Genomic DNA, 26,093 nt, shown 5'->3' with positions numbered 1-26,093 from the left:
TTTTCAAAGCTAAAATACTGGTTTTTCCAAAACCTTGATTAATAAATTTAACAGTTCCACCTCTATTAGGATATTTTTTAGAGAAATTTGCGTAACTGTAAGCCGTTATTAGAGCTAATATTCCCGCAAATAAAAAGGCAATTGGTGTACCTCTTTTTGCTAATGAAACAGCTAATCCTAATACAGCAAAAATACCACCACCAACCATGCCGCTGATACCTGTCGATATAGCATTTTTTAGACTTTTTTTGAGTACGTCATTTTATATAACTTTTACGGTAGGGTTAGGCGGTATGTTTGGTAGAAAGGTGATAAAAATTGAGTGAAACCTAGATAGGCTATTTTTAACTTTAATTACTTGCAATATTATGCTTCCAAAAGACACCACTTATATCTGTTATTTTTAAGGTATAAGTTCCCTTTTCTAACTGTGTTAAATTAGGATGTTTTAAGGTTAAATTTGCTTTGGCTCCTAAAGGAATAATTAAACTATGTTTTCCTGGTTTAACTTTGGCAATATAATAGTTTGAAATACTATTGTTACTTAAAGACGATAAATCTGTAGGTGTGTATTTTAGTATGGTGTTATTTTGTTGATCAAGTAATTCAATGCCAATAATCCAAGCTCCATAAACATCAACACCTTCAGTTCTAAAAACATCAAAAGATAAGGCGTTATTAACTATCTTACCTTTAGTGATTTCTAATTGAGGTTTAACCGATTTGTTATGAAGTGTTCCCCATAAACCACCATGAAAAATTTGATTGGTCATTAGCGCAATTCCTAAAATAGCTATCGATCCTACTAAAACAATTTTTGGAAAAATAGTTTCTTTAATAGGAAGTGTTCCAGATCCAAGCCAAGAAAACCATTTCTTTTTAGTTATAGTAGATGTGTTTTTTATAAGGTAATTATCTATAGAGTATTTTCCGCTACCTGTAAAAAATAATACAAACCCTGTAGCAATACCTAGAACTCCTATTTGCCATTCGTCTAAACAAGTGGTGCCAATCCAGCCAGAGCCTAGAAGAATGCCCATGGCTAATCCAAATACGCCTATACTCATTAGTCTGGTAAATGCACCAAAGATGATGAATAATCCAACAATACCTTCAATTATAGTAAAAGCAACCATGTTTATCCATAAGATATCGGGATGTTCTACTAAATATTGAATTACAGGTTTAATACCTAAAGCGTGAGGTAAAAAGTGATTGAATTTTTCGCCTATGTAGCCTGCCAAATCAGGATCGAGTTTATCAACTAATACAGTTCTTCTCCAAAAGGCAGAAAAATAGGTCCAACCAATTACTAATCTTAGTGCTAGAACTAGAAGTCCAGCATCGTTTTTTTTGTTATATGTCATTTTTAAAATATCTGTTAATTAATAAAATACCAGTAACATTAACTGGTAATACGAGGTGAATAAGCGTAATTAATTACAGATAGTTTTTAAAGTTTTGATATAAAATATAGAGAGGAATTGTAGCACTTGCATGTTTTCTTGCTGCATAAGAAGGTGTGTGATTATAACTAAAATTAGTTGCTATAAACGAAGTGCTAACATCTGTTTTAATAGCTGCAAGTTGTTGTGAAAAACTAGTGTTTCCTAAGGTTGAATCGTGATTAGTTATTTCAGTATCAAGGCAATTAGAAAGACTTATTGTGGTTTTATTCTTATTGGAAACTTCGGTTTGTTGGGTGCCAAGTTCCTGTTGGATGAAGTTTCTAACCTTGCAAGGGGAAAGAATTAACAATACCGCTAACCCTACCAAGGAAAGTAAAGAAGCGATTGTTTTTATAGAGATTTTTTCTTTCACGCCGTAAATTTAAAAAACACCTATTGTAAACGGTGTTATTGTTTTCTTAAAGTTAAGGCTTTGGTGTTCGTAAAATTTTGTCCATTTTTCTGCCTTTGGCTAACTCATCAACCAACTTGTCTAAGTATCTAACTTGCTGTGTTAGGGGTGTTTTAATATCCTCGATGCGATAGCCACAAATAACGCCTTTAATTAACGGCGCATTAGGATGTAGCGTTGCCTTTTTAAAAAAGCTTTCAAAAGTTACTTTGTCATCAATAAGTTTTTGTAGGGTTTTATTGTTAAAACCAGTGAGCCATTCTATAACTTGATGAAGTTCGGCTTTAGTTCTGCCTTTCTTTTCAACTTTAGTAATATAATGCGGGTAAACCGAGGCAAAGGTCATGCTTGCTATGCGTTCGTCGTGAGTTTTAGCCATTATTGCTTTAGTTTTTTAGTGAAGTTGTAGTTTAAAACTATATCGGCATAATTACTATTTAAATTGTAGTTAGGCTGGGTATCATTTTTAACCAAACTATATCCAATACCGCCAGAAGCCTTGAGAGTAAAATGTGAGGTGTTTTGTTCTTGAGCTTTTGTAGAGGTAAAGGTTAGTAATAAACAAAATGTAATTAGGAGAATAGGGTTTTTCATAGGTTTCTTTTGAGAATTTAGACTAAGGTAACAAAAAATTAAGCCATAAATTTAATAGATAAAGGCATATTAGTGATAACGGTGTGATATTTTTATTTGGGGGATTTTAGGAGGCCAACATTCTTTAGGGATAAGAATCTTTTTATCAATTTTATAAATGTTTTTTAGTTTATTAATTGAACCTATTTTATTTAAATGATTGACATATATTCTTTGAGTTATAATACCATTTGGGATATTTTTTTCTTCAAGCCATTCCTCATAGGCTGTACTAAACGGAAGTATTGGTAAGTGATAATTAGTAGATTTATCAACTATATAAATGTTCTTTCCTATTTTTTTTCGTCTTTTTTTTCGTGGTTTATAATTACTTTGCAATGTATATACAGCATGCGGTAAATCATTAATTATAGTATCTTTTAAATTAGTAAAATAATAGTTTTTGGTTAGATGTTTGTGGGAGTTTTTTAGTTTGGTAATGGCAGAGCAAGGAATGGCAATAGTTTCTGCTTTAATAAGTTCTTGTTGTGTAGTTTTTACATTAGCATAAATAACATCGTGTTTAAAAAATATAATTTGAATGTTGTTATCATGTAAGTAAGTTATTTTTGCAAGGTAGCTATTGTCTTTAGAGTTAGTTAAATAACTTACAGGATAGGATTTAGTAGAGTCTTCTCCAGAAAAGTATCGTTCGTAAGTAATTAAATAGTCAAATTTATATAATTTTTGAGCCTTTGCGGATATACAGGTTGCGGTTAAAATAAATATAAAAAAAAGATACTTCATTACTTCACCATACCTTCATGAGTAAATAGTTGTTTGCCCTTTACAGGTAAGCTAAAAGAAAGTTCTGTCCAAGCAGTTCCTTCAAGCCCTTTTAATAAAACGCCATCGGCAGTTTTTGTTATGGTAAACAGAAAATCGGTTAAGTTTGGTGGAGCTACTTTAGAAGTTGTTCCAGAACTTAATAAACCATATTCGTCGATAATTTGTGATGTATCACTTTTTAAAGAAAAAGATAATTTTTTCCATATTGTACCTTTAAGGCTAGTCAAGGAAAACCCTTGGTTGGAGTGCTCTATAACTAACTTAAAAGGCGCTAATTTAGTTTGATTTTGGGCTTTTATGTTACTAGTATAACAAACTATACTGGCTAGAACTAAAAGACATTTAATACTATATCGTTTTAATGCAGTTGGTTTCATAGTAATTATGATTTAAGTAGGTTTAGAAAGACTAAGATAATAAAATAAAGATATAACTTTAAAAGAAAAATAACGTGTTACGATGTATTAATGATTACATTGCAAAAAATAAGTCATATTTTTATAAAGATTAATTATTTGCGCAATTATGCCTTCTAAAACCACATTAAAAGACTTAGCTAATCTTGCAGGAGTATCTGTATCAACGGTATCTAAAGCTTTAAACGATAGTCCCGAGATTGGCGCTAGAACACGACAACGTATAAAAGATATTGCAGAATCCTGTAATTATGTACCTAATAATATTGCTAGAAGTTTAAAATCTAAGTCAACAAAAACCATAGGAGTTATTATTCCAGCTATTTTAATAGAATTTTTTAATAAAGTTCTCTACGGTATCGAGCAAGAAGCTACAGAAAGAGGCTATAAAATTGTTATATGCCTTTCTAATGAGTCGAGCCAAAAAGAAGCCGAAAGTATTAATACCTTTATTAATGGTAGTGTTGACGGTGTGATTTTATCGGTAGCCGAAGAAACCCAAAAAAGCAAAGTTTACGACCATTTTGAAAAAAGCGCAAAACATAACATGCCAATGGTTATGTTTGATCGTGTTTTAGATGATATAACTTGCGATAAAGTGACTGTTGATGATTTTGATGGCGCTTTCAAGGCTGTGAAATTTTTGTCGGATTTAGGAAGTAAGAATATCTTGTTTTTAAACCCTATTTCAAATACGAGTGTTGGGCAACATCGAGAAGCAGGTTATGTAAAAGCTGTTTCTAGTTTAAATCAGCAGCCTAATATTGTAAATGTATCTCATTATACAGAAATAGAAAAAACGTTAACAACAGTATTTAAGAACCAAAAAATTGATGCCATTTTAGCTGCTGATGAATATTCTGCGGCTTTAGCTCAAAACGCTGCCAGATTAAATAATCTTGACATACCTCAAGACCTTTCTGTTATCGGGTTTACTAATGGTATGGTAGCAGAATACGCCAATCCTTCTTTAACTGTAGTCAGCCAACATGCCGAAAACATAGGGAAAATAGCAGCAGGAATTCTTTTAGATAGGATAGAAGGTAAGTTAAAAACAGAACCAGTAAATAAGGTGGTTAAGACCAAAATTGTAGAAAGAAACTCTACAAAGAAGATATAAAAAAAAGGCTCAAAATATTTTGAGCCTTTTTTATTGAAAGAATAATAAAAATTATTCGTCTCCTGTAAGTTTATCACTAGCTTCGTTTACAGCATCTTCTACAGCCTCGCCAGCTTCTTTAGCGCCATCAACGGCTTTGTCTACAGCTTCGTCAGCTTCATTCATAGCATCGTTAGCAGCATCTTTAGCATCATCCATAGCACCTTCTACAGCATCTTCAGCATCTTGAGCAGCTTCTTCTACAGCGTCTCCAGCATCTTGTGCAGTTTCTTCAATAGCGTCTTGTGTTTCTTCAGCGGCATTTTCAATAGCATCGGCAGCTTCCTCTTTTTTAGTATCTCTACAAGAAGTAACTGTTAATCCTAAAGCCATTAATAAAGCTACACTTAATAATAATTTTTTCATCAGTTAAAAGTTTTAGTGTTATTTAATAAAAACGAATTTAACAACTAATCATGTAACTATGCAAATATTATTTAACATATTTTAACAATTTTAGCGATTAGTTGCATTTTTCATGGTTTATTTACGTAGAAAGTCCATAATTTGGATGACAGCACCTGTGTTTTTTTTGATATAATTAAAATTATCATCACCTGTTTTTATGCGAAGAGATGTATTTTTAATGAGTTGTGTTAATACTTTTTCAAGGTCCTGTTGCGTTTTTATAGAAAACATACTCCCTTGTTTTATCATATCAAATGCCTCAGGAAATTTCTCATACTTATCACCAATTATTATAGGAACTTTAAAAACAGCCGCTTCTAGTGTGTTGTGTAATCCCGTATTACCAATGGCGCCACCAACATAAGCGATGTCGGCATAATTATAAACTTTTGATAGCAATCCTATAGTATCTAAGATAAAAACTTGAGCCTCTTTAAGATTATTTGTATTTTTTTTAGAAAATAAAACCACCTTTTTATTAATGCTTTTTTTAAGGTTTTTAATTTGAAGCGGTTTAATATTATGTGGGGCAATAATATACTTTATATCATTATTATAATTATTAATAAAATTGACGAGCAATTTTTCATCTTCTGGCCATGTACTACCCGCAACTAAACAGAGGTTGTCTTGTTTGAAGTTTTTGATAAAATCTATGTTGTTGTCCATGTTTAGCTGACTGAAAACTCTGTCAAACCTTGTGTCACCGCTTACAGTGGTATTGTTATAGCCAATACGTTTTAAAATATTTTTAGAGGCGTTATCTTGAGTGAAAATATAATCGAAAGCAAAAAGAGCCTTTCGCATAAACTTAAACTGTGGTTTAAAGTAAAGTTGATTGTCTCTGAAAAGCGCCGATATTAATATGGCTTTACTATTACGTAGTTTTAATTCAGATAAAAAATTAGGCCAAATATCATATTTTACAAATACGGTTAGTTCTGGCTTTACTAAGTTGATAAACTTTTTAGCATTAAATGTGGTGTCCCATGGTAAGTAGCAAACAACATCGGCAATGTCGGTGTTTTTTTTAATTTCATATCCGGAAGGCGAGAAAAAAGTAAGGACTATTTTATGTGTTTTGTAAGTGTCTCTAATTTCCTTAAAAACAGGATAACCTTGTTCGTATTCCCCTAATGAAGCACAATGAAACCAAATAGTTTGTGGGTTGTTGCTTAAATGTTTTTCAAGTAATTTAAACGTTTTAGTCCTTCCAGTTACACCCAAGTTTATCTTTTTGTTGAATAATCCAACAAATTTTAAAACAGGATGAACCAAAAAAATGAGAATGTTATAAAGAAAATGCAAGGTTTTTACTTTGTTGCTAAAATACGTTTCTTTAATAAAAAATCATTGGTTAACGTTGGCGAATTTTGTAATTTCGTGATGTATGAAAAAAATTCAAATGGTTGACCTAAAGGGTCAATATTCCGGTATAAAAGATGTTGTTGATCCTGCTATTCAGGAAGTTATTGATACGGCAACATTTATTAATGGACCAAAGGTTCATGAGTTTCAGAAAAATTTAGAAAACTATTTAGGTGTTAAGCATGTTATACCATGTGCAAATGGTACCGATGCTTTACAAATAGCGATGATGGGACTTGGTTTAAAGCCAGGTGATGAGGTAATAACAGCAGATTTTACTTTCGCAGCAACGGTGGAAGTTATTGCTTTACTAGGATTAACCCCAGTTTTAGTTGATGTTGAAGCTGATACGTTTAATATAGATGTTGAAGCAATAAAAAAGGCTATTACACCAAAAACAAAAGCTATTGTGCCTGTGCACTTATTTGGACAATGTGCCAATATGGAGGCTATTATGGAAGTAGCAAAAGCGCATAACCTTTATGTTATTGAAGATAACGCTCAAGCTATTGGTGCAACGTATACTTATGCTAATGGCGACAAAGCAAAAGCAGGAACAATAGGCGATGTATCATCAACGTCATTTTTTCCATCAAAAAATTTAGGGTGTTATGGCGATGGTGGAGCCATTTTTACTAATAACGACGATTTAGCACATACCATACGTGGTATTGTAAATCATGGTATGTATAAAAGATACCATCATGATGTTGTTGGTGTGAATTCTAGGTTAGACTCTATTCAAGCGGCTGTTTTAGATGCTAAATTAGTACATTTAGATACTTACAACGCTTCAAGAAGACGAGCAGCTCATAAGTATAATGAGCACTTTAAAGATGTTAGCGAGATTACGACACCTTACGAATATGGTGCCAAAGATAATCACGTGTATCATCAATATACATTAAAATTATCGGGAGTAGATAGAGATGCTTTGGTACAATACTTAAACGATAATAATATTCCTTGTGGTGTTTATTATCCTATTCCGTTACACAACCAAAAAGCGTATCAAGATTCTAGATATAACGAAGCCGATTTTACAGTAACCAATCAGTTGGTGAAAGATGTAATTTCGTTACCTATGCATACCGAACTCGACGATGAACAAATCGCGTTTATAGCAAATCACATAAAGACCTTTATTAATGGCTAAAAAAATATTAGTAACAGGTGGATTAGGGTTTATTGGCTCTCATACTGTTGTTGAATTACAAAATATAGGATTTGATGTTGTTATTATAGACAATTTATCGAATTCCTCTTTGTCTGTTTTAGATGGTATAGAGAAAATTACTGGAAAATTACCCGAGTTTGAAAAATTAGATTTAAGAGAGAAACCTAAGGTTCAAGCATTTTTTAAAAAGCATAATAACATCGAAGGTATTATTCACTTTGCAGCAAGTAAAGCCGTTGGAGAAAGTGTCGATAAACCATTGTTGTATTATGAAAATAATTTAACCACACTAGTTTATTTACTTCAGGAATTTGGAGCTATGGATTCGCCAAACTTTATTTTTAGTTCCTCATGTACCGTTTATGGGCAAGCCGATGAGTTACCAATAAAAGAAAGTGCGCCAATAAAACCAGCAGAATCGCCTTATGGCAATACAAAACAAATAGGCGAGGAAATTATAAAAGATACATGTAAAGCAAACTCTAATTTAAAAGCTATAGCACTACGTTATTTTAATCCCATAGGAGCGCATGAATCTGTCCACATAGGAGAGTTACCCATTGGTGTTCCACAAAATTTAGTGCCATTTATTACACAAACGGCAGTTGGGATTAGAGAGCAATTATCTGTTTTTGGTAACGATTATCCTACAGAAGATGGTACCTGTATTCGTGATTATATTCATGTGGTCGATTTGGCAAAAGCACATGTTGTAGCTTTAGAACGCTTGTTGAAAAATAACAATAAAGCACACTACGAAGTGTTTAATTTAGGAACAGGTAAAGGGAGTTCTGTCTTGGAAGTAATTAATTCTTTTGAAAAAGTTTCCGGAGAGACCTTAAATTATAAAATAGCAGATAGAAGAGAAGGCGATGTTATAGCAGCCTATGCCGATACCGAAAGAGCTAATAGCGAACTTGGTTGGAGGGCTAAATTATCACTAGATGAAGCCTTGCTTTCAGCATGGAATTGGCAGAAAAAAATTACAAAAGATTAGTTTTTTATCAATTTTTAAGAAATTATAAATACCACATACAAGTTTATCATAAGGTTGTCAATTTGACAACCTTTTCTATTTATTATTGTTAATATGAAAATAATATTCTGATTAACAATGATTTAACCTCAATTTTTTGTGTTTCACATAAAACCTTCGTTATTTTGTACTTAATGTTAACTGATATTATGAGATTGATTACTGTAAAAAGAGAAACAAAAGAAGAAAAAAGACACACCCCAAGAATGGGTGAATTACTTACTAAAGTAACTTACATTAGAAAGTACTTTATAAGTATTCCATACAAAACAGTACATAAATATAGAGAAACCTATTACGGTGAAATAAAAGATTGCGAAGACTGTGTTTTAGCAAGATAGTAACATCCATAAAACTATAAAAAAAGCCTCTTTTTAGAGGCTTTTTTTATGCTTAAAGCTAGCGTAAAGTAACAGGCCAAGGCCAAGCATGACCGACATGTCTGCGACATTAAAAATACCTGTTTTAAAAATGCCGCCTAAGTCTATATGTAGAAAATCTGTAACAGATCCATAAGCGAACCTATCAAAAACATTAGCTATTCCGCCACCAACTATACAACAAAACCCTATTAAAGAATGCTTGTCTAGCGACTTGTTTTTTAAAATATAGTAGGTTACATAACCCAAAACAATAGTTGGTAAAATTAATAAGAAAATAAGACGTAAGGTCGGGTTCATGTCGCTCCCCATACCTAGAAAAGCACCTCTGTTTTCAACATTGGTTAATATAAAGTATTTGCCAATAATGTCGCTTTCTTGGTAAGGCGTTACATTAGCTCTTACAACAACTTTACTTATTTGATCAATGGCTATGTTAAAAACAATTAAAATAGCAATAAATACAGAACGAGATATCTTCATTAAGTATTGATTTATAAAGTTGCAGATGCCGTTTCAGCAGAACGATCTATTTTCTTAACAAGTCCTTGCAGTACTTTTCCTGGGCCAACTTCTGTAAATAATGTAGCGCCATCGGTAATCATTTGTTGTACAGACTGTGTCCATTTTACTGGTGCAGTAAGTTGCGAAATCAAATTTGTTTTAATGGCTGCTTCATCAATCACAGCGTTTGCGGTAACGTTTTGATATATTGGGCAGTTAGGTTTACTAAATGTCGTATTTTCAATAGCTGCGGCTAATTCTTCTCGGGCTGGCTCCATTAAGGGTGAATGGAACGCACCACCAACTGGTAACACCAAAGCACGGCGCGCGCCTTCTTCTTTTAAGGCTTCGCAAGCTTTGTTAATAGCGTTCACTTCTCCAGAAATAACTAATTGTCCAGGGCAGTTATAGTTTGCAGCAACAACAATACCTTCTGTAGTAGCGCATATTTTCTCAACAATATCATCGTCTAGTCCTAAAACAGCTGCCATAGTACTTGGTTGAAGTTCGCACGCTTTTTGCATAGCTTGAGCACGTTGCGAAACAAGTTTTAAACCGTCTTCAAAAGTTAAAGTGCCATTAGCAACTAATGCTGAAAATTCTCCAAGTGAATGACCTGCAACCATATCTGGTTTAAAGCTGTCACCTAAAGTTTTTGCTAAAATCACCGAATGTAAAAAGATAGCTGGTTGCGTGACTTTGGTTTGTTTTAGATCTTCAGCAGAACCTTCAAACATAATATCGGTTATAGAAAAACCTAAAGTACTATTGGCTTGTTCAAAAAGTTCTTGCGCTAATTGTGAGTTTTCGTAAAGGTCTAAGCCCATTCCAGAAAATTGAGCGCCTTGACCAGGAAATATGTATGCTTTCATTGATTTCAAAAATTTATTGCTGCAAAAATAGGAATAAAAATATAAAGGTAAACCTATTGATTTTGCTTGGCTGATAATTGTATGGAAATTATTTTTTAATGTAAGTAATGAATGAAAAAGCGTGCTTATGCTTCTCATCCTTTTCGTGCCTATTGCGACTTGTCTCTTTCCATTCGTTAAGGTTAATTTCGGGAAAGAATGTGTCGGCGTTTTCAAAAGTATCGTGTACGCGTGTTAATTCTATTTTATCGGCTAAAGACATAGCTTGTTTATAGATTTGACCGCCACCAATAATAAATGGTTGGTCATCATTTTTGGCAGCATCTAAAGCGTCTTCTAAGTTATTAACAACAACAACGCCTTCGGGAGCTTTGTAACCATGTTGTCTGGTAATAACAATATGTGTACGATTGGGTAGTGGTTTTGGGAAGCTTTCAAACGTTTTTCTTCCCATGATAATATGATGACCAGATGTTAATTTTTTAAATCGTTTTAGGTCGTCACTTAAATGCCAAATTAAATCGTTATCCTTGCCAATAGCGTTATCTTCACCAGCCGCAACAATTATGGTGAGCTCTTTGGTTTTAGAACTTTTTTTTTGCTGTTCGATCTCTTTTTTGGCTTCTGTTTTAGCTATGGTATTTTCTTCTTTTATTACGTTTTGTTTTAGCTTTTCAATACGTTTTTGTTGTTTAGCGACCAGCTTGTTTAATTGCTGTTTTTCCCAATCTTTACCCATAAATTTATGGGTGACAAATACATTAAATAGATGGTAGACAAATAAAAATAACCAAATTAGTATAGCGAAAACAAACCAATCAATTCCAAAAAAATGCACATCTTTTCCTATGCCTAAAACCGTATTGGCGACAATTAAAAAAACAGCACCAATCAAGAAGATGACAAAATGAATATATAAGCGCTTTTTTTGTTTAACACGACGTTGCGCATTTTCAATGAGTTCTAGTTGCTCTTTGTCTATTTGGGATGTTTTTTTCTTTTTTCCGAACATAATCTTGTTATTAAACAGCCACAGCGCCTTTAATGCGTGGATGCGGATTATAATCAACTAAGGTGAAATCTTCAAAAGTAAAGTCAAAAATATCCTTTACTTCTGGGTTTAGTATCATTTTAGGCAGTGGTCTTGGCTCGCGACTTAATTGTAGTTGAACCTGCTCAAAGTGATTGCTGTAAATATGAGCATCACCAAAAGTGTGAATAAAATCACCAGCTTCATAACCACAAACCTGAGCCATCATCATGGTTAATAACGCATATGAGGCAATATTGAAAGGGACACCAAGAAATATATCGGCACTACGCTGATATAGCTGGCAAGATAACTTACCGTCAGCCACATAAAATTGAAAAAATGCGTGACAAGGAGGAAGCGCAGCTTTGCCGTTAGCTACATTTTCTGCAAAGCTTTTAGAGGTGTCTGGCAACACCGAAGGATTCCAGGCAGAAACCAACATTCTTCTACTATTTGGATTATTTTTTAAAGTGTCTATCACATCTTTAATCTGGTCAATCTCATCGCTATTCCAGTTACGCCATTGATGTCCATAAACTGGTCCAAGATTACCATTGTCGTCAGCCCATTCATTCCAAATTCTTACACCATTTTTAGTTAAATAGTTAATGTTTGTATCGCCTTTTAAAAACCAAAGCAATTCATAAATAATAGATTTTAAATGCAACTTTTTTGTAGTAACCATAGGGAATCCTTCACTTAAATCAAATCGCATTTGATAACCAAAAACACTTTTTGTACCTGTTCCTGTACGATCTCCTTTTTCATTACCGTGTTCCAAAACGTGTTTAACTAGGTCTAAATACTGCTTCATATTGCTATCATTTTATTGAAAAATAAAAATATAAAAAAGGGTTAAATCAAAGTGATTTAACCCTATAATTCTATTAAAAGTTATTAACGAGTTTTATCCAATAATCATTCCTGCTATTGTGGCCGATACTAATGACGCTATGGTTCCACCTATTAAGGCTTTCATACCAAACTTTGAAAGGGTTTTACGTTGCCCAGGAGCCAAAGAACCTATACCGCCAATTTGTATACCAATAGACGCAAAATTAGCAAAACCACAAAGCATATACGTGGCCATAATTACCGATTTTTCATAAGTTAAATGGGTAGAATTGGTGACATCTTTTAAATCGCGAAGTTGAATGTACCCTATAAACTCGCTAGCAGCTAGTTTAATCCCTAACAGCTGTCCCATCATCATCATGTCTTCCTTAGCAACACCAATAAGCCACATAAGCGGGGCAAAAATATAGCCTAAAATAAGTTCAAGAGAAAGGCTGCTGTAATTGGTGTTGTTGGATATCCAAGTGTTAATTGTCGAAACATCTCCTACCCAGCCTAAAATACCATTAAACATAGCTATAAAAGCTACAAAAACTAATAACATGGCGCCAACATTAACAGCAAGTCTCAAACCTTCGGTAGTACCGTTGGCAATGGCATCTAAAAAGTTTGCGCCTATTTTTTCTTGAGAAACAGACACATCGGTATTAACATCTTCAGTTTGTGGGTATAATATTTTAGAAATAACTATGGCGCCAGGTGCTGCCATTACCGAAGCCGCTAAAAGGTGTTTAGCATAAAATAAACGTAACACTTCGTCATCGCCTCCTAAAAATCCTATGTATGCTGCAAGTACAGCACCTGCGACGGTTGCCATACCACCAATCATGACTAAAAGGATTTCAGATTTATTCATTTTTTCTAAATACGCCTTTATTAAAAGTGGTGCTTCGGTTTGTCCTAAAAATATGTTTCCCGCAACACTTAAACTTTCGGCTCCAGATATTTTTAAGGCTTTAGAAAGCAGCCAAGCCATGCCTTTAACAACTTTTTGAATAATACCTAAATAGAATAATACAGAAGTTAAAGCCGAAAAGAATATAATAGTTGGCAATACTTGAAAGGCAAAAATAAACCCGAAAGTATCCATGTCTACAACAAGCCCTTCAAATAAAAATTTACTTCCTGCTTTAGTGAATTCTAAAACTTGTACGAATAAGCCTCCAACAAATTCGAACATCGCTTTTATGAAATCTACTTTTAAAACACCTACAGCAATTAAGAGCTGAAAGGCTAAGCCAATACTAACAATTTTCCAGTTAATGGCTTTTCGATTGCTACTAAAAAGAAAGGCGATAAAAATAAGCGATAGCATTCCTAGAGTGCCTCGTAAAAAACTATTTAATGTAAAACCTTGGCTAGGGATAATGCTACTCTCTTTGGCGTCTGTTTTTGAAATAATTTCGACTTGTGTATCTCTGGTAAAAGCGTATTTAATATTGTTTTCAGAAAGCACTAATGTAGAATCGGTGAGTTCGTTAATTTTATAACGTCTAATAGTGTCGTTAGGTTGGCTGTAATAAAACACCAATAAATTGTTTTGATGTATAAAGTCGCCAGAAGTTTTTAATGTGTCTTTAGCTAATAACGAATAAGAAAACGTGTTTTTGTTAAGGTTTAAAACATCGGTTGTGTCAATCTTAAAAAGGGTTTTACCTGAGCTATCTGTGATAGATTCGAATTGCCATTTTTTTTCTAATTCCTGTGCTTGAAGTGTTGTGTTTAGTCCAAAAAAAATAGCGAATAGCGCTAGTAAAAACTGTTTCATTGGTTGGTTATCGTTTAGAGATTTCATCACGGATTTTAGCTGCCTTTTCATAGTCTTCTTTAGCAACGGCATCATCCAATAGGTTATGAAGTTCTTGTAAGGTTTTGTCTTTGTAGTTGTCACTTGACGATTGTGCTTCAGATTCGAGTTCTTCGGCAACCAAATCATCCATTAAAATACTGTCTTCGGTTTCTTCGTCTTCTTTTTTTGGATTTACTTTTAGGTAAATACCAGCTTTGTCTAAGATGTTTTTATACGTAAAAATAGGTGCTTCAAAACGTAGAGCTAATGCAATAGCATCACTGGTTCTAGCATCAATAATTTCTTCAATTTTATCGCGTTCACAAATTAAGCTAGAATAAAATACACCATCAACCAACTTATGAATAATGACTTGTTTTACAACAATATCAAATCTATCGGCGAAACTTTTAAATAAATCGTGGGTAAGTGGTCTTGGCGGTCTAATTTCTTTTTCCAAAGCTATGGCGATGGATTGTGCTTCGAAAGCGCCAATGACTATAGGGAGTTTCCGGTCGCCATCTACTTCGTTTAAAATAAGGGCGTAAGCACCATTTTGGGTTTGGCTATAGGAAATTCCTTTTATGTTAAGACGAACTAAACTCATAGAAATATAAAACACAAAGAACTGTTTAAATTAAGACTTTACCAACTGCTAGACACAAATTTTCTATAAAACGATATAGGCAGTAATCTGTAAAGTGCAATTCAAACAGTCCTTTAATAAATACAATTTATGAAAAAAATATTTATTGCTGAGCTTTGAATGTCTTTAATTCTTCGATAAGTTTTGGAACCACTTCAAAAGCATCTCCAACAATACCATAATCAGCAGCTTTAAAGAAAGGTGCTTCTGGATCTGTATTGATAACTACTTTTACTTTGGAGGCATTAATTCCAGCTAAATGTTGAATAGCTCCCGAAATTCCTACGGCAATGTATAAGTTTGATGCTACTGGTTTTCCTGTTTGCCCTACGTGTTCGCTATGAGGTCTCCATCCTAAATCGCTTACAGGTTTAGAACATGCTGTGGCAGCACCTAGTACATCTGCTAAGTCTTCAATCATTCCCCAGTTTTCAGGACCTTTAAGTCCGCGGCCACCAGACACTACAACTTCTGCATCGGCAATGGTTACTTTACCTGTTACTTTGTCAACAGATTCTACATTTACCGTAGATTCTGGTAAAGAAGGTGAAAATGCTTCTTCAGCAGCACTTGCTGAATGTTCAACAACACCAAAAGCATTTTTAGATAAGCCAACTACTTTCACATCGGTATCGATAGATGTGTTGGCGAAAGCTTTGTTCGTGAATACGTTACGTTTCACCGTAAATGGCGCTGTATTTGAAGGGGCTTCAACTACGTTAGAAGCATAGCCTGCATTCAGGTTTACAGCTAAAACAGGTGCCATGTATTTGCTATCGGCACTAGAGCTAACCACAACAACTTTGGCGCCTTCTTTTTCAGTAGCTTGTTGCATAACGCTAGCATAAGACTTAGCGTTAAAGGCGTCTAGATTGGAGTCGTTTACTTTTAATACTTTGTCTACACCGTAGTTGCCTAAAACCGAGGTGTCGTCGGCGTTAATTGTAACTGCGGTAACTGTTGTTTCCATTTTATCGGCAATAGCTTTTGCATACGATGCTGCTTCTAATGCTATTTTTTTGAATGTTCCTTTATCTGATTCTGTATATACTAAAACTGACATAATTTCTTTTTGGATTTGAATTTATATTACTTTAGCCTCGTTGTGAAGTAAATTCACTAACTCACCTACATTGTCTGCATCTACTAATTTTACATCACCTTTTGGTGCTGGTTTTTCAAACGATACAGAAGCTGTTTCAGCTGATGCACTTGTTGGTTCAACTACATTAAGCGGTTTTTTTCTAGCCATCATAATACCTCGCATATTAGGAATACGAAGGTCGCTTTCTTCAACCAAACCTTTTTGCCCGCCAATAACTAGGGGTAAAGACGTAGAAACAGACTCTTTTCCGCCATCAATTTCACGAATGGCCTTTGCTGACGTGCCGTCAACTTCAAGGCTAATGCAGTTATTTACAAAATTGGCATCTAATAAAGCGGCTAACATTCCTGGAACCATTCCACCGTTATAATCAATGGATTCACGACCAGCAATCACTAAATCGTAACTGCCATCTTGTACTACTTTAGCCAATTCTTTGGCAACTTGCATACCATCTTTAGCTTCGGTATTTACTCTTACAGCAGTATCAGCTCCAATAGCTAGGGCTTTTCTAAGGGTTGGTTCGGTTTCTGGACCGCCAACATTAACAACATCTACACTAGCACCTTGTTTTTCCTTAAACCACATGGCACGAGTAAGACCAAATTCGTCGTTAGGATTAATCACAAACTGAACACCGTTAGTGTCAAATTTTGTATCACCATCGGTAAAGTTGATTTTTGAAGTCGTATCAGGCACGTGGCTAATACATACTAATATTTTCATATCGATTTTATGATTTTTGAGTGTTACTTTTTTTGAGACCACGAAGTTAGGTATTTTAATTGGATTATTTGTTATGCACGCATAGTAAATTTAGGTTTTTAAATAAAAAAAAATGATATTACAATCAATTAATGAAAATAAAACAAGCTTTTTTAAGAATATTATAATTGCAAATACCTTTTTTAAAGTCTTGCTAAGGCTAATGTTAGGTAAAAAAAACAAAACCTTTTTTAGACGGTATTTTTTATGAATAATTCCTATTTTTGCTTTCCTGTTTAAAAGAATAGAAAACAAATGAAAACAATTCAATTTAGAGAAGCTGTAGCTGAAGCCATGAGCGAGGAAATGCGTCGCGACGATAGCATTTACTTAATGGGTGAAGAAGTAGCAGAATATAATGGAGCATACAAAGCATCTAAAGGCATGTTGGATGAGTTTGGTCCAAAACGTGTTATTGATACGCCAATTGCTGAGCTTGGTTTTGCAGGAATAGGTGTTGGATCTGCTATGAATGGTAATAGACCTATTATAGAGTTTATGACGTTTAATTTCTCTTTAGTAGGGATTGATCAAATTATAAATAACGCAGCAAAAATACGTCAAATGTCGGGCGGGCAATTTAACTGTCCAATTGTATTTCGTGGCCCAACAGCCTCTGCTGGACAACTTGCAGCAACGCACTCTCAAGCTTTTGAAAGTTGGTATGCCAACTGCCCAGGATTAAAAGTTGTTGTGCCTTCAAACCCACATGATGCAAAAGGATTGTTAAAATCAGCTATACGTGATGATGATCCTGTAATTTTTATGGAAAGTGAACAGATGTATGGCGATAAAGGTGAAGTGCCAGAAGGCGAATATTTAATTCCATTAGGCGTTGCAGATATTAAACGTAAAGGGGATGATGTTACGATTGTATCTTTTGGAAAAATCATAAAAGAAGCCTACAAAGCGGCAGACGAATTGGAGAAAGAAGGCATTTCTTGTGAGATTATTGATTTACGAACCGTAAGACCAATGGATCATGAAGCGATTTTAAATTCAGTAAAGAAAACAAATCGATTAGTGATTTTAGAAGAAGCTTGGCCTTTTGGAAACATTGCAACAGAGATTACTTATCAAGTGCAATCTAAAGCATTTGATTATTTAGATGCGCCAATTGAAAAAATAAATACAGCCGATACCCCAGCACCATATTCGCCCGTTTTATTAGAAGAGTGGTTGCCTAACAGTAACGACGTAATTAAGGCTGTGAAGAAGGTATTATATAAATAATTTTTACAATTTTTACATATAAAGAACTTCATCGGCATAACTGTTGATGAAGTTTTTTTGTTAAGAATGAAATTTAATCTACTTATAACATATTTGATGTTGTGTTCTTGTGCAATTTTTGCGCAAACCAAAGTTGGTGGCTATGTCTATGACGATTTAGGCGAGCCGGCTGCTTACGCCAATGTGTTTTTTAAAAATTCTTCAGAAGGAACCATTACTGATGAAAACGGAAGATTTTACCTAGAGTCCGATAACACATGGAAAACACTTATGGTAACTTACGTAGGGTATGAAAATATAGAATATCCTCTGGAAAAGCGTGTTAACTACGATTTAAAATTCACTTTACAAGAAGAAGCCGATGCGTTACAAGAAGTGGTTATTGTTACTGGAAAACAATCTAAAGACGAAAATGAAAACCCAGCCATTGCCATATTAAAAAAAATATGGCAACGAAAACGTAAAAATGGTTTAAATAAATTTAAGCAGTATAAGTACGACAAGTATGAGAAAGTTGAATTCGATTTAAATAATGTAGATAGCGCCTTAATGGAAAGTCGCATTTTTAAAGGCATGGAATTTATTTTTAACGAAGTAGATACCTCGCGGGTTACAGGAAAAACATATCTTCCTATTTTTATTAACGAGTCGGTTAGTGAAGTCTATGGCGACAATAACTTAAATAAAGAAAAAGAAAAGCTTAAAGGCAATAAAAATTCAGGCTTTGAAAACAACCAATTTGTAGTTGATTTTATAGAAGACCTTTATTCCGATTATAGTGTTTACGATAACTACTTGAAATTCTTCGATAAAAGCTTTGTTAGCCCTATTTCTAGAACAGGAATTAATACCTACAACTATGTGTTATCTGATAGTACATTTATTGATAATAAATGGTGCTACAACATTATATATTACCCTAGACGAAAAAACGAATTAACCTTTAAAGGTGATTTTTGGGTGGCCGACACGACGTACGCCATTAAAGAGATTAATATGCACGCCTCTAAAAGTGCAAACATTAACTGGGTAAAAGATATTTATATAGAGCAGGAGTTTGAAGTGTTAAATGATAGTGTTTTCCTAATAAAACGCGATTATTTTATGTCCGATTTTTCATTTCAGAAAAAAGAATCTTCTCGTGGTGTGTATGGAAAGCGTACAACCTTATACGATAATTACGAGTTCGATAAAGAAAAGGCAGAAAGCTTTTATAATAAAGACGTGTTTAACCCTAACGATGAAGCCTATTCTCGCGATGAAACATTCTGGAATGAAAACCGAATGGAGGAATTAAATACAGATGAAAAAGGTGTTTATAAAATGTTAGATACCTTAAAAACCGTAAAAAAATTTAAAAGACTTTATAACTTAGGAACCGTTTTAGTGTCTGGATATGTGGAGTTTGATGAGCTTAATTTCGATTATGGCCCTATTTTTTCAACTGTAGGCTATAATGATGTTGAAGGTTTACGACTTAGAACAGGAGGAAGAACCTATTTTGGAACTAACGATATGTGGCGAGTTGAAGGTTTTACAGCCTATGGATTTAAAGATGAAAAATTCAAGTATGGTATAACTGGAAAATGGTTAATCAACAAAAGGAATAGATTAATTGTTTCAGCAGGTTACCGGCAAGATGTCGAGCAAATAGGAGCTAGTCTTACCACATCAACCGATATTTTAGGAAGAAGTCTTATTTCGTCCTCTATTATAGGAACAGGAATAAATGATAAACTTACAACTATATCGGTAACAGGAGCGGCATTAGAGCTAGAACCAGCAAAAAATCTTATTTTTAGAGTCACAGGAAGTTATAGAACGCTCGAATCTGCTTCACCAACATTTAGTTTAGATTATTTTGATGAAACAGGAGGAATCAGATCGCATATAAAACAATTTGAAACCAGCTTATCGTTATCCTATTTTCCAAATAGAAGAATGTCTGGTTATGGTGTAGAACGATTAATATCAAACGACTATTATACCAGTTTATTTGCGCAAGTAACTCGAGGCGATAAAGGCGTATTTGGAAGCGATTTCGATTATACCAAAGTACAATTTTCATTTATGCAACCTTGGCGAATAGGAGGTTTTGGAGTATTGTATTCTACTGTTGAAGCAGGAAAAATATTTGGCGATGTGCCTTTAGGGCTTTTAAGCGTGGTACCAGGAAACCAATCATACTTCTCAATTTATAATACATTTTCACAAATGGATTATTACGAGTTTGTAACAGATACTTATACAACATTACATTTACAACATAACTTTAACGGGCGTCTTTTTTCGAGAATACCTTTATTAAGAAAGCTAAACTTACGTGAAATAGTTAGTATAAGAGGTGTTTGGGGCGATATTTCAAACAATAATATTGCTTTAAGTCAACCAGCCTTATCTACGCTAAACTACAACTCATTAACAGCAAGTGCTATTGCTCCAAAAGATAGGGTTTACTGGGAATATAGCTTTGGTGTAGGCAATATCTTTAAGGTGTTTAGATTAGATTTTAATTTTAGAGGAAATTACCTAGAACGTCCCAATGCAAGAAAATTTGGTGTAACAGGAAGTTTTGGGTTTAATTTTTAATAAAAACACAACCTATATTTATTGTCTAAATAGAGAGTATGCCTTATATTTGCAGCCTTTAAAATTTAATTATGAGTAACGTAGAGAATAAAACGTTTGATGTTTTAATAGAAATTCCAAAAGGAAGTAGAAATAAATATGAATACGATTTTGAATTGAAAAAAATACGATTCGATCGTATGTTATTCTCTTCAATGATGTATCCAGGAGATTATGGGTTTATTCCAGAAACATTAGCATTAGATGGCGATCCATTAGATGTTTTAATTATGGGGCATCAACCTACATTTCCAGTATGTGTTATGGAGGTAAAGCCAATAGGCGTGTTTCATATGGCAGATGAGAAAGGACCAGATGAAAAGTTGATTTGTGTACCAGTTTCAGACCCTATTTGGAACAGATATGAAGATTTAAGTCAATTAAATCCACATAGAATTAAAGAAATCGAGCACTTCTTTAAAGTGTATAAAGACTTAGAAAAGAAGAAAGTTGATGTTGGTGGTTGGGGAGATGCAAAAGAAGCTATCGAAATCTATAATAAATGTGTAGAGCGTTACAATAATAGCGAGCACAAAGAAAAAGGAAATTTCACAATATAGTCCTTAAAATATTACGATTTTTATAAAAACCTCTTAATTTTATTAAGAGGTTTTTTGTTTTCATTGTTTTTCCTACATTTACCTTCACTTAACTAATAAACCAATTTTTAAATATTTAATATGGAATCAAATATGATTTTTGTACCTATGGTGTTAGCCATAGTAGGCCTACTGTTTATGTTCGTGAAAATGTCTTGGGTAAAAAAGCAGGCGCCTGGAGATGAAAGAATGCAAAGTATATCTAAATCAATTAAAGAAGGTGCATTAGCCTTTCTTGGAGCCGAATATAGATTGCTCTTAGTATTTGTTGTTATAGCGGCTATAGCTTTAGGTATTATTTCAATGTTAGTAGATACAACGCATTGGATTATAATAGTCGCCTTTGTGTTAGGAGCATTTTTCTCAGCTTTAGCAGGTAATGTGGGAATGAGAATTGCTACTGAAGCCAATGCGAGAACTGCAGAAGCCGCTAAAACAAGTTTGCCAAATGCACTAAAAGTATCTTTTGGTGGAGGTACTGTTATGGGATTAGGAGTAGCGGGTTTAGCTGTATTAGGATTAAGTTTATTGTTCTTCATTTTTGTAAAAATGTTTGTCACTGGAGAAGCGTCTTTCTATTCTGAAATGACTATTGCTTTAGAAGCCTTAGCAGGATTTTCACTTGGAGCCGAATCTATTGCGTTATTTGCGCGTGTAGGTGGTGGAATTTATACCAAAGCAGCTGATGTAGGTGCCGATTTAGTAGGTAAAGTAGAAGCCGGGATTCCAGAAGACGACCCGCGTAACCCAGCAACAATTGCCGATAATGTTGGAGATAATGTAGGGGATGTTGCCGGTATGGGAGCCGATTTGTTTGGGTCTTATGTCGCTACTGTGTTAGCTGCCATGGTTTTAGGTAATTACGTTATTAAGGATATGTCTGTAAACGGACCATTTACAGATAGTTTCAATAATATGGGACCTATTTTACTGCCGTTAGTTATAGCAGGAGTTGGTGTTTTAGCTTCTATTATAGGAACATTTTTAGTGAAAATTTCTAATAACGAAGCTAAAGAACCTCAAGTACAAAAAGCTTTAGATACAGGAAACTGGATAGCAATTGTGCTAACATTAATAGCTAGTTTTGGATTGATAAAATATATGCTACCTGAAACTATGAGTATGAAGTTCTTTGGAGAAGGCTATGTTGAAGTATCTTCAATGAACGTGTTCTGGTCGGCGTGTATAGGGTTGGCAGTTGGAGCGTTAATTTCTGTAGTTACAGCACATTATACAAGTTTAGGTAAAAAACCTGTTTTAGATATTGTGAAAAATAGTTCAACCGGTGCAGCAACCAATATTATAGCAGGTTTAGCTGTAGGTATGAAATCAACATTTTTATCAGTTATTCTATTTGCTGCTGCAATTTATGGCTCGTATACATTAGCTGGTTTTTATGGTGTCGCTTTAGCGGCTTCGGCCATGATGGCAACAACCGCTATGCAATTAGCTATAGATGCTTTTGGGCCAATTGCCGATAATGCTGGCGGAGTTGCCGAAATGAGTGAGTTAGAATCGCATGTTCGTGAGCGTACAGATATTTTAGATTCCGTTGGAAATACAACAGCTGCCGTTGGTAAAGGATTTGCTATTGCTTCTGCGGCATTAACTGCCTTAGCGTTATTTGCGGCCTATGTAACATTTACAGGGATAGACGGTATTAATATTTTTAAAGCAGATGTTTTAGCTATGCTATTTGTTGGAGGAATGATTCCTGTAATCTTTTCAGCCTTAGCAATGCAATCGGTAGGTAAGGCCGCTATGGAGATGGTAAAAGAAGTGCGTAGGCAGTTTAAAGAAATTCCAGGAATTATGGAAGGAACTGCAACCCCTGAGTATGCTAAATGTGTTGATATTTCTACAAAAGCAGCTTTAAGAGAAATGATTGTTCCTGGCTTAATCACTATTATTACCCCAATTATAATTGGATTAATATTTGGTGCCGAACCATTAGGTGGTTATATGGCAGGTGTTTGTGTATCGGGTGTTATGTGGGCTATTTTCCAAAACAATGCTGGTGGTGCTTGGGATAATGCTAAAAAATCATTTGAAGCTGGTGTAGAAATAGATGGGAAAATGGAATACAAAGGTTCCGATGCCCATAAAGCTGCAGTTACAGGTGATACAGTAGGAGATCCATTCAAAGATACTTCTGGGCCTTCTATGAACATTCTTATAAAATTAACTTGTTTAGTAGGGTTGGTGATTGCTCCTATATTGGGAGGGCATTCAACAGAAGAAGGTATGGCTCAATTAACAACTGAAGAGGTTGTTGAGGTGAAAAACGATGAGATTAAAAAGGTTCTTGTTGATCTAAAAGTTATTAATGAGGATATGGCGAAAGCTTCTGTGAAAACAAAGACAATACCGTCTGGAGGAGGAGAGCCTGTTATTACAGAAACAGTAATTAGTGGGACTAAGGAAGAGGTGCTTAAGAAAATTGACGAGTTAAAAGAAGAAGCAACAAGTTTTCATCAAACAGGTGATGCTGCGAAAAAACAATAATAAAACTATAAAATAAAAAAGCCTCGTAAATAAATGCGAGGCTTTTTTGTTTCTAATGCATATGAGGTTAAAATAAACCGTTTATTTCGGCATCTATTTTATTTATAATATTGCCTAAATCTTCTGGTTTAGAAACAAAGTCTAAATCATCAACATCAACAATAAGTAATTTGCCTTTTTCATAGCCATGAATCCAGGCTTCGTAACGTTCATTTAGTCTACTTAAATAATCAATGCTTATTGAGTTTTCGTAATCTCTACCACGTTTATGAATTTGTTTTACTAAGTTAGGGATAGAGCTTCTTAAGTAAATTAATAAATCGGGACCTTGTACAAGTTCTTCCATTAAATCAAACAATGAACGGTAGTTCTCAAAGTCTCTATTTGTCATTAGGCCCATGGCATGCAAATTGGGTGCAAAAATATGAGCATCTTCGTAAATGGTTCTATCTTGAATAATGTCTTTACCACTTTCTCTAATTTGAAGGACTTGTCTAAACCGAGAATTTAAAAAGTACACTTGTAAATTAAAACTCCAACGTTCCATTTGGTTATAAAAATCGTCTAAATAAGGGTTGTCAACAACGTCTTCTAATTGAGGTTCCCAAGCATAGTGTTTAGCTAAAAGTTTGGTTAGCGTTGTTTTACCTGCGCCAATATTTCCTGCTACAGCAAAGTGCATATGTTAAAGTTTTAGGTGGAGTTTATTTAAGGTTTTTCCTGTGTAAATATACAAGGTTTCGTGGTTTACGAAAAACTGTTTTATTAACAAATTAGAGGTGTCTACTTTTCTGTAATTAGAATTCTCTTCATCATAGAGGTAAACTTTATTTTGTTTAGCCAAATACAGTCTTTCGTTAAATTGAGAAATGCTTTCAAAAGCATTATTTTTTATTTTATAAATTAAACTTCCAAAGTAATTGTATTTGTAAATGTAATTAGGAGTTAGTAACCAACAAAAATTAAAGTTACTTGTCATTGAAATAGGTTGCTCTGCTAGAGGTTGACTTTTAGCTTTTATAATATTTTTTTTAAAGTCGTAAAGTTCTAAAGTTTGCGTATCTGTATTAAATAACCAAACAGAATTATCGTTACCAGTACTAACGCATAGGACATTTTTGTAAGGTAGGGTGGTATTAAAATCAATTTTAAAAATTTCTGCCAATCTATTGTCGAGAATAATAAGAGTGTTGAAATCTTCGTAAAAAAGATTAATCTTTAGAGGGTTGAAAATATTTACAGTAGATGGTTTGCCCAGTTGGTAGTTACTATAATTAAAATGTTCCTGTTCAGTAAGTTTATAAAATGTATTTTCTTTTATAATATAAGTAGTTTCAAAGTTGTCAATGTTAATCCAACTTGTATTCTCTTGAATATCAATGGTGTCTATTGATTTTGTGTTAATGTTTTCTTGTGAAAACATATAAGATGATAAAAAGAGACTTAAGATAATAAACTTCTGCATGTTTAATTTTCTTTTATTCAAAGATAGAATAAACTAGATAATTTATATTTTAGTTTCTTAATTACAAAAATTAAATAGACTAGCCCCAACTTTAGTCTAAGTAAACTATTGCAAAAACTACTTATAATGAAAAAAACTAAACCTACTATTGTTTTATTTGCTGCTCTTATTGCATTATTATCAAACACTATTTTCGCTCAAAATATTCATGGACAAGCGACTTATCACTATAAAACGACCATTGATATAAATAAAATGAGAAGCCGACAATTAAGTGAACAACAAAAAAAGATAATAGCCAACCGTATGAAGCATGTGTTGGAGAAAACGTATGTGCTAAATTTTAATCAATCAGAATCAGTATACATCGAAGAAAATTCTAATCAACAAGAAGGCTTTGAAATGATGACAGATGGCTCATCTTTTAAAAAAATGTATAAAAATATTGAAGAGAGTAAGCTTCTTGTGGAGCAAAAATTTTTTGGAGAGACATTTTTAATAGATGATTCTTTAACAGAAATAGAATGGAAAACAGGTGAAGAAACCAAGCAAATAGGGGAACATACCTGTAATAAAGCAACTATTGTAAATCATGTCGTGCAAGAGGATGGTACTTCTGTAGCAACAACTATTACAGCTTGGTATGCTAAGGAAATACCAGTAAGTCAAGGGCCATCAGAATATTGGGGGTTACCAGGCTTAATTTTAGAGGTGAGTACAGATAAAATTTCTATTCTGTGTTCTAAATTAACTCTGAATCCTTCAGAAGGTACAGAAATTATAAAACCTATTGATGGAAAAAAAGTTACTAAAGACCAGTATGCTGAGATAGTAAAAAAGAAATTGACAGAAATACGAAAACTATAAT

Annotated in this window: 27 protein-coding genes and 1 pseudogene; 9 read left to right on the top strand and 19 right to left on the bottom strand. The window is 33.9% G+C overall.

The genetic code is table 11. From position 1 onward, the window contains the following. Positions 1 to 19 precede the first annotated feature (19 nt). From R3L15_RS11020 to R3L15_RS10990, 7 genes and pseudogenes are all read right to left on the bottom strand, one after another. Positions 20 to 229: pseudogene (locus R3L15_RS11020) on the bottom strand (amino acid transporter); the annotation flags it as partial. A gap of 121 nt (positions 230 to 350) precedes the next feature. After that, on the bottom strand, positions 351 to 1,367 hold the full coding sequence (locus tag R3L15_RS11015) for a TQO small subunit DoxD (RefSeq protein WP_338731713.1): 1,017 nt from the start codon (positions 1,365 to 1,367) through the stop codon (positions 351 to 353). 73 nt (positions 1,368 to 1,440) lie between these two features. Then, entirely contained in the window at positions 1,441 to 1,821 is a 381-nt protein-coding gene (locus tag R3L15_RS11010; RefSeq protein ID WP_338731712.1) for a hypothetical protein, read from the bottom strand. 52 nt (positions 1,822 to 1,873) lie between these two features. Beyond that, positions 1,874 to 2,239 (bottom strand): DUF2200 domain-containing protein, encoded by a 366-nt coding sequence (locus R3L15_RS11005; protein WP_338731711.1) that lies wholly within the window; start codon positions 2,237 to 2,239, stop codon positions 1,874 to 1,876. Beyond that, a complete protein-coding gene (locus R3L15_RS11000) occupies positions 2,239 to 2,454 on the bottom strand; it encodes a hypothetical protein (RefSeq protein ID WP_338731710.1) in 216 nt (71 codons plus the stop codon). Before R3L15_RS11000 ends, R3L15_RS11005 begins: the two co-directional genes overlap by 1 nt. A gap of 69 nt (positions 2,455 to 2,523) precedes the next feature. After that, positions 2,524 to 3,240, bottom strand: a complete 717-nt coding sequence (locus R3L15_RS10995) for a hypothetical protein (RefSeq protein WP_338731709.1) — start codon at positions 3,238 to 3,240, stop codon at positions 2,524 to 2,526. Beyond that, on the bottom strand, positions 3,240 to 3,659 hold the full coding sequence (locus R3L15_RS10990) for a hypothetical protein (protein WP_338731708.1): 420 nt from the start codon (positions 3,657 to 3,659) through the stop codon (positions 3,240 to 3,242). The genes R3L15_RS10995 and R3L15_RS10990 overlap by 1 nt, the downstream gene beginning before the upstream one ends. A gap of 148 nt (positions 3,660 to 3,807) precedes the next feature. Between R3L15_RS10990 and R3L15_RS10985 the strand changes: the two genes are divergently transcribed. Next, on the top strand, positions 3,808 to 4,818 hold the full coding sequence (locus tag R3L15_RS10985) for a LacI family DNA-binding transcriptional regulator (RefSeq protein ID WP_338731706.1): 1,011 nt from the start codon (positions 3,808 to 3,810) through the stop codon (positions 4,816 to 4,818). A gap of 51 nt (positions 4,819 to 4,869) precedes the next feature. On the opposite strand, the gene R3L15_RS10980 is transcribed toward R3L15_RS10985, so the two are convergent. Together R3L15_RS10980 and R3L15_RS10975 are read right to left on the bottom strand one after the other, a co-directional pair. After that, the gene (locus R3L15_RS10980; RefSeq protein ID WP_338731705.1) at positions 4,870 to 5,223 is read right to left on the bottom strand and encodes a hypothetical protein; all 354 of its coding nucleotides are present in this window, start codon (positions 5,221 to 5,223) and stop codon (positions 4,870 to 4,872) included. 117 nt (positions 5,224 to 5,340) lie between these two features. After that, positions 5,341 to 6,573, bottom strand: a complete 1,233-nt coding sequence (locus tag R3L15_RS10975; protein WP_338731704.1) for a glycosyltransferase N-terminal domain-containing protein — start codon at positions 6,571 to 6,573, stop codon at positions 5,341 to 5,343. An 82-nt stretch (positions 6,574 to 6,655) separates the two neighbouring features. Between R3L15_RS10975 and R3L15_RS10970 the strand changes: the two genes are divergently transcribed. The 3 genes from R3L15_RS10970 to R3L15_RS10960 all read left to right on the top strand — a co-directional run bounded on the left by R3L15_RS10970 (position 6,656) and on the right by R3L15_RS10960 (position 9,187). Next, the gene (locus tag R3L15_RS10970) at positions 6,656 to 7,789 is read left to right on the top strand and encodes a DegT/DnrJ/EryC1/StrS family aminotransferase (RefSeq protein ID WP_338731702.1); all 1,134 of its coding nucleotides are present in this window, start codon (positions 6,656 to 6,658) and stop codon (positions 7,787 to 7,789) included. Further along, positions 7,782 to 8,807: a UDP-glucose 4-epimerase GalE gene (galE, locus tag R3L15_RS10965; RefSeq protein WP_338731701.1), complete on the top strand. Its 1,026-nt coding sequence runs from the start codon at positions 7,782 to 7,784 to the stop codon at positions 8,805 to 8,807. Before R3L15_RS10970 ends, galE begins: the two co-directional genes overlap by 8 nt. A gap of 188 nt (positions 8,808 to 8,995) precedes the next feature. Beyond that, a complete protein-coding gene (locus R3L15_RS10960; RefSeq protein ID WP_338731699.1) occupies positions 8,996 to 9,187 on the top strand; it encodes a hypothetical protein in 192 nt (63 codons plus the stop codon). A gap of 33 nt (positions 9,188 to 9,220) precedes the next feature. Here R3L15_RS10960 and lspA read toward each other — a convergent pair whose 3' ends face one another. The 8 genes from lspA to R3L15_RS10920 form a co-directional block, all read right to left on the bottom strand. Then, entirely contained in the window at positions 9,221 to 9,709 is a 489-nt protein-coding gene (gene lspA / locus R3L15_RS10955; protein WP_338731698.1) for a signal peptidase II, read from the bottom strand. Between the two features lie 11 nt (positions 9,710 to 9,720). Next, positions 9,721 to 10,602, bottom strand: coding sequence for an ACP S-malonyltransferase (gene fabD, locus R3L15_RS10950; RefSeq protein WP_338731697.1), 882 nt, complete (start codon positions 10,600 to 10,602; stop codon positions 9,721 to 9,723). 88 nt (positions 10,603 to 10,690) lie between these two features. Beyond that, positions 10,691 to 11,614, bottom strand: coding sequence for a dihydrofolate reductase (locus R3L15_RS10945; RefSeq protein WP_338731695.1), 924 nt, complete (start codon positions 11,612 to 11,614; stop codon positions 10,691 to 10,693). Between the two features lie 10 nt (positions 11,615 to 11,624). Further along, complete coding sequence (locus R3L15_RS10940; RefSeq protein ID WP_338731693.1) at positions 11,625 to 12,449, bottom strand: thymidylate synthase; 825 nt, start codon at positions 12,447 to 12,449, stop codon at positions 11,625 to 11,627. Positions 12,450 to 12,542: 93 nt separating this feature from the next. Continuing rightward, the gene (locus tag R3L15_RS10935; RefSeq protein ID WP_338731692.1) at positions 12,543 to 14,258 is read right to left on the bottom strand and encodes a nucleoside transporter C-terminal domain-containing protein; all 1,716 of its coding nucleotides are present in this window, start codon (positions 14,256 to 14,258) and stop codon (positions 12,543 to 12,545) included. Between the two features lie 7 nt (positions 14,259 to 14,265). Next, complete coding sequence (locus R3L15_RS10930) at positions 14,266 to 14,886, bottom strand: bifunctional nuclease family protein (protein WP_338731691.1); 621 nt, start codon at positions 14,884 to 14,886, stop codon at positions 14,266 to 14,268. Between the two features lie 142 nt (positions 14,887 to 15,028). Continuing rightward, positions 15,029 to 15,988 carry an electron transfer flavoprotein subunit alpha/FixB family protein gene (locus R3L15_RS10925; protein WP_338731689.1) on the bottom strand — a complete coding sequence of 320 codons (960 nt, stop codon included), beginning with the start codon at positions 15,986 to 15,988 and terminating at the stop codon, positions 15,029 to 15,031. A 21-nt stretch (positions 15,989 to 16,009) separates the two neighbouring features. Next, positions 16,010 to 16,756, bottom strand: a complete 747-nt coding sequence (locus R3L15_RS10920) for an electron transfer flavoprotein subunit beta/FixA family protein (protein ID WP_338731687.1) — start codon at positions 16,754 to 16,756, stop codon at positions 16,010 to 16,012. 294 nt (positions 16,757 to 17,050) lie between these two features. Here R3L15_RS10920 and R3L15_RS10915 point away from each other — a divergent pair, with 294 nt between their 5' ends. From R3L15_RS10915 to R3L15_RS10900, 4 genes are all read left to right on the top strand, one after another. Continuing rightward, entirely contained in the window at positions 17,051 to 18,028 is a 978-nt protein-coding gene (locus tag R3L15_RS10915; protein ID WP_338731686.1) for a pyruvate dehydrogenase complex E1 component subunit beta, read from the top strand. Positions 18,029 to 18,094: 66 nt separating this feature from the next. Beyond that, complete coding sequence (locus tag R3L15_RS10910; RefSeq protein ID WP_338731685.1) at positions 18,095 to 20,617, top strand: DUF5686 family protein; 2,523 nt, start codon at positions 18,095 to 18,097, stop codon at positions 20,615 to 20,617. A gap of 71 nt (positions 20,618 to 20,688) precedes the next feature. Continuing rightward, positions 20,689 to 21,216 carry an inorganic diphosphatase gene (locus tag R3L15_RS10905; RefSeq protein WP_338731684.1) on the top strand — a complete coding sequence of 176 codons (528 nt, stop codon included), beginning with the start codon at positions 20,689 to 20,691 and terminating at the stop codon, positions 21,214 to 21,216. Positions 21,217 to 21,336: 120 nt separating this feature from the next. Next, positions 21,337 to 23,760 (top strand): sodium-translocating pyrophosphatase, encoded by a 2,424-nt coding sequence (locus tag R3L15_RS10900; RefSeq protein ID WP_338731682.1) that lies wholly within the window; start codon positions 21,337 to 21,339, stop codon positions 23,758 to 23,760. A gap of 67 nt (positions 23,761 to 23,827) precedes the next feature. Here R3L15_RS10900 and R3L15_RS10895 read toward each other — a convergent pair whose 3' ends face one another. Both R3L15_RS10895 and R3L15_RS10890 read right to left on the bottom strand, forming a co-directional pair. After that, on the bottom strand, positions 23,828 to 24,442 hold the full coding sequence (locus R3L15_RS10895; protein WP_125467908.1) for a deoxynucleoside kinase: 615 nt from the start codon (positions 24,440 to 24,442) through the stop codon (positions 23,828 to 23,830). A 3-nt stretch (positions 24,443 to 24,445) separates the two neighbouring features. Then, positions 24,446 to 25,225 (bottom strand): hypothetical protein, encoded by a 780-nt coding sequence (locus tag R3L15_RS10890; RefSeq protein WP_338731679.1) that lies wholly within the window; start codon positions 25,223 to 25,225, stop codon positions 24,446 to 24,448. Positions 25,226 to 25,351: 126 nt separating this feature from the next. Between R3L15_RS10890 and R3L15_RS10885 the strand changes: the two genes are divergently transcribed. After that, positions 25,352 to 26,092, top strand: coding sequence for a GLPGLI family protein (locus R3L15_RS10885; protein WP_338731678.1), 741 nt, complete (start codon positions 25,352 to 25,354; stop codon positions 26,090 to 26,092). The last annotated feature ends 1 nt before the right edge of the window (position 26,093 follow it).

It is taken from the genome of Mangrovimonas cancribranchiae (assembly GCF_037126245.1).
Taxonomy (GTDB): domain Bacteria; phylum Bacteroidota; class Bacteroidia; order Flavobacteriales; family Flavobacteriaceae; genus Mangrovimonas; species Mangrovimonas cancribranchiae.
This window is presented reverse-complemented; position numbering and strand designations above follow the sequence as displayed.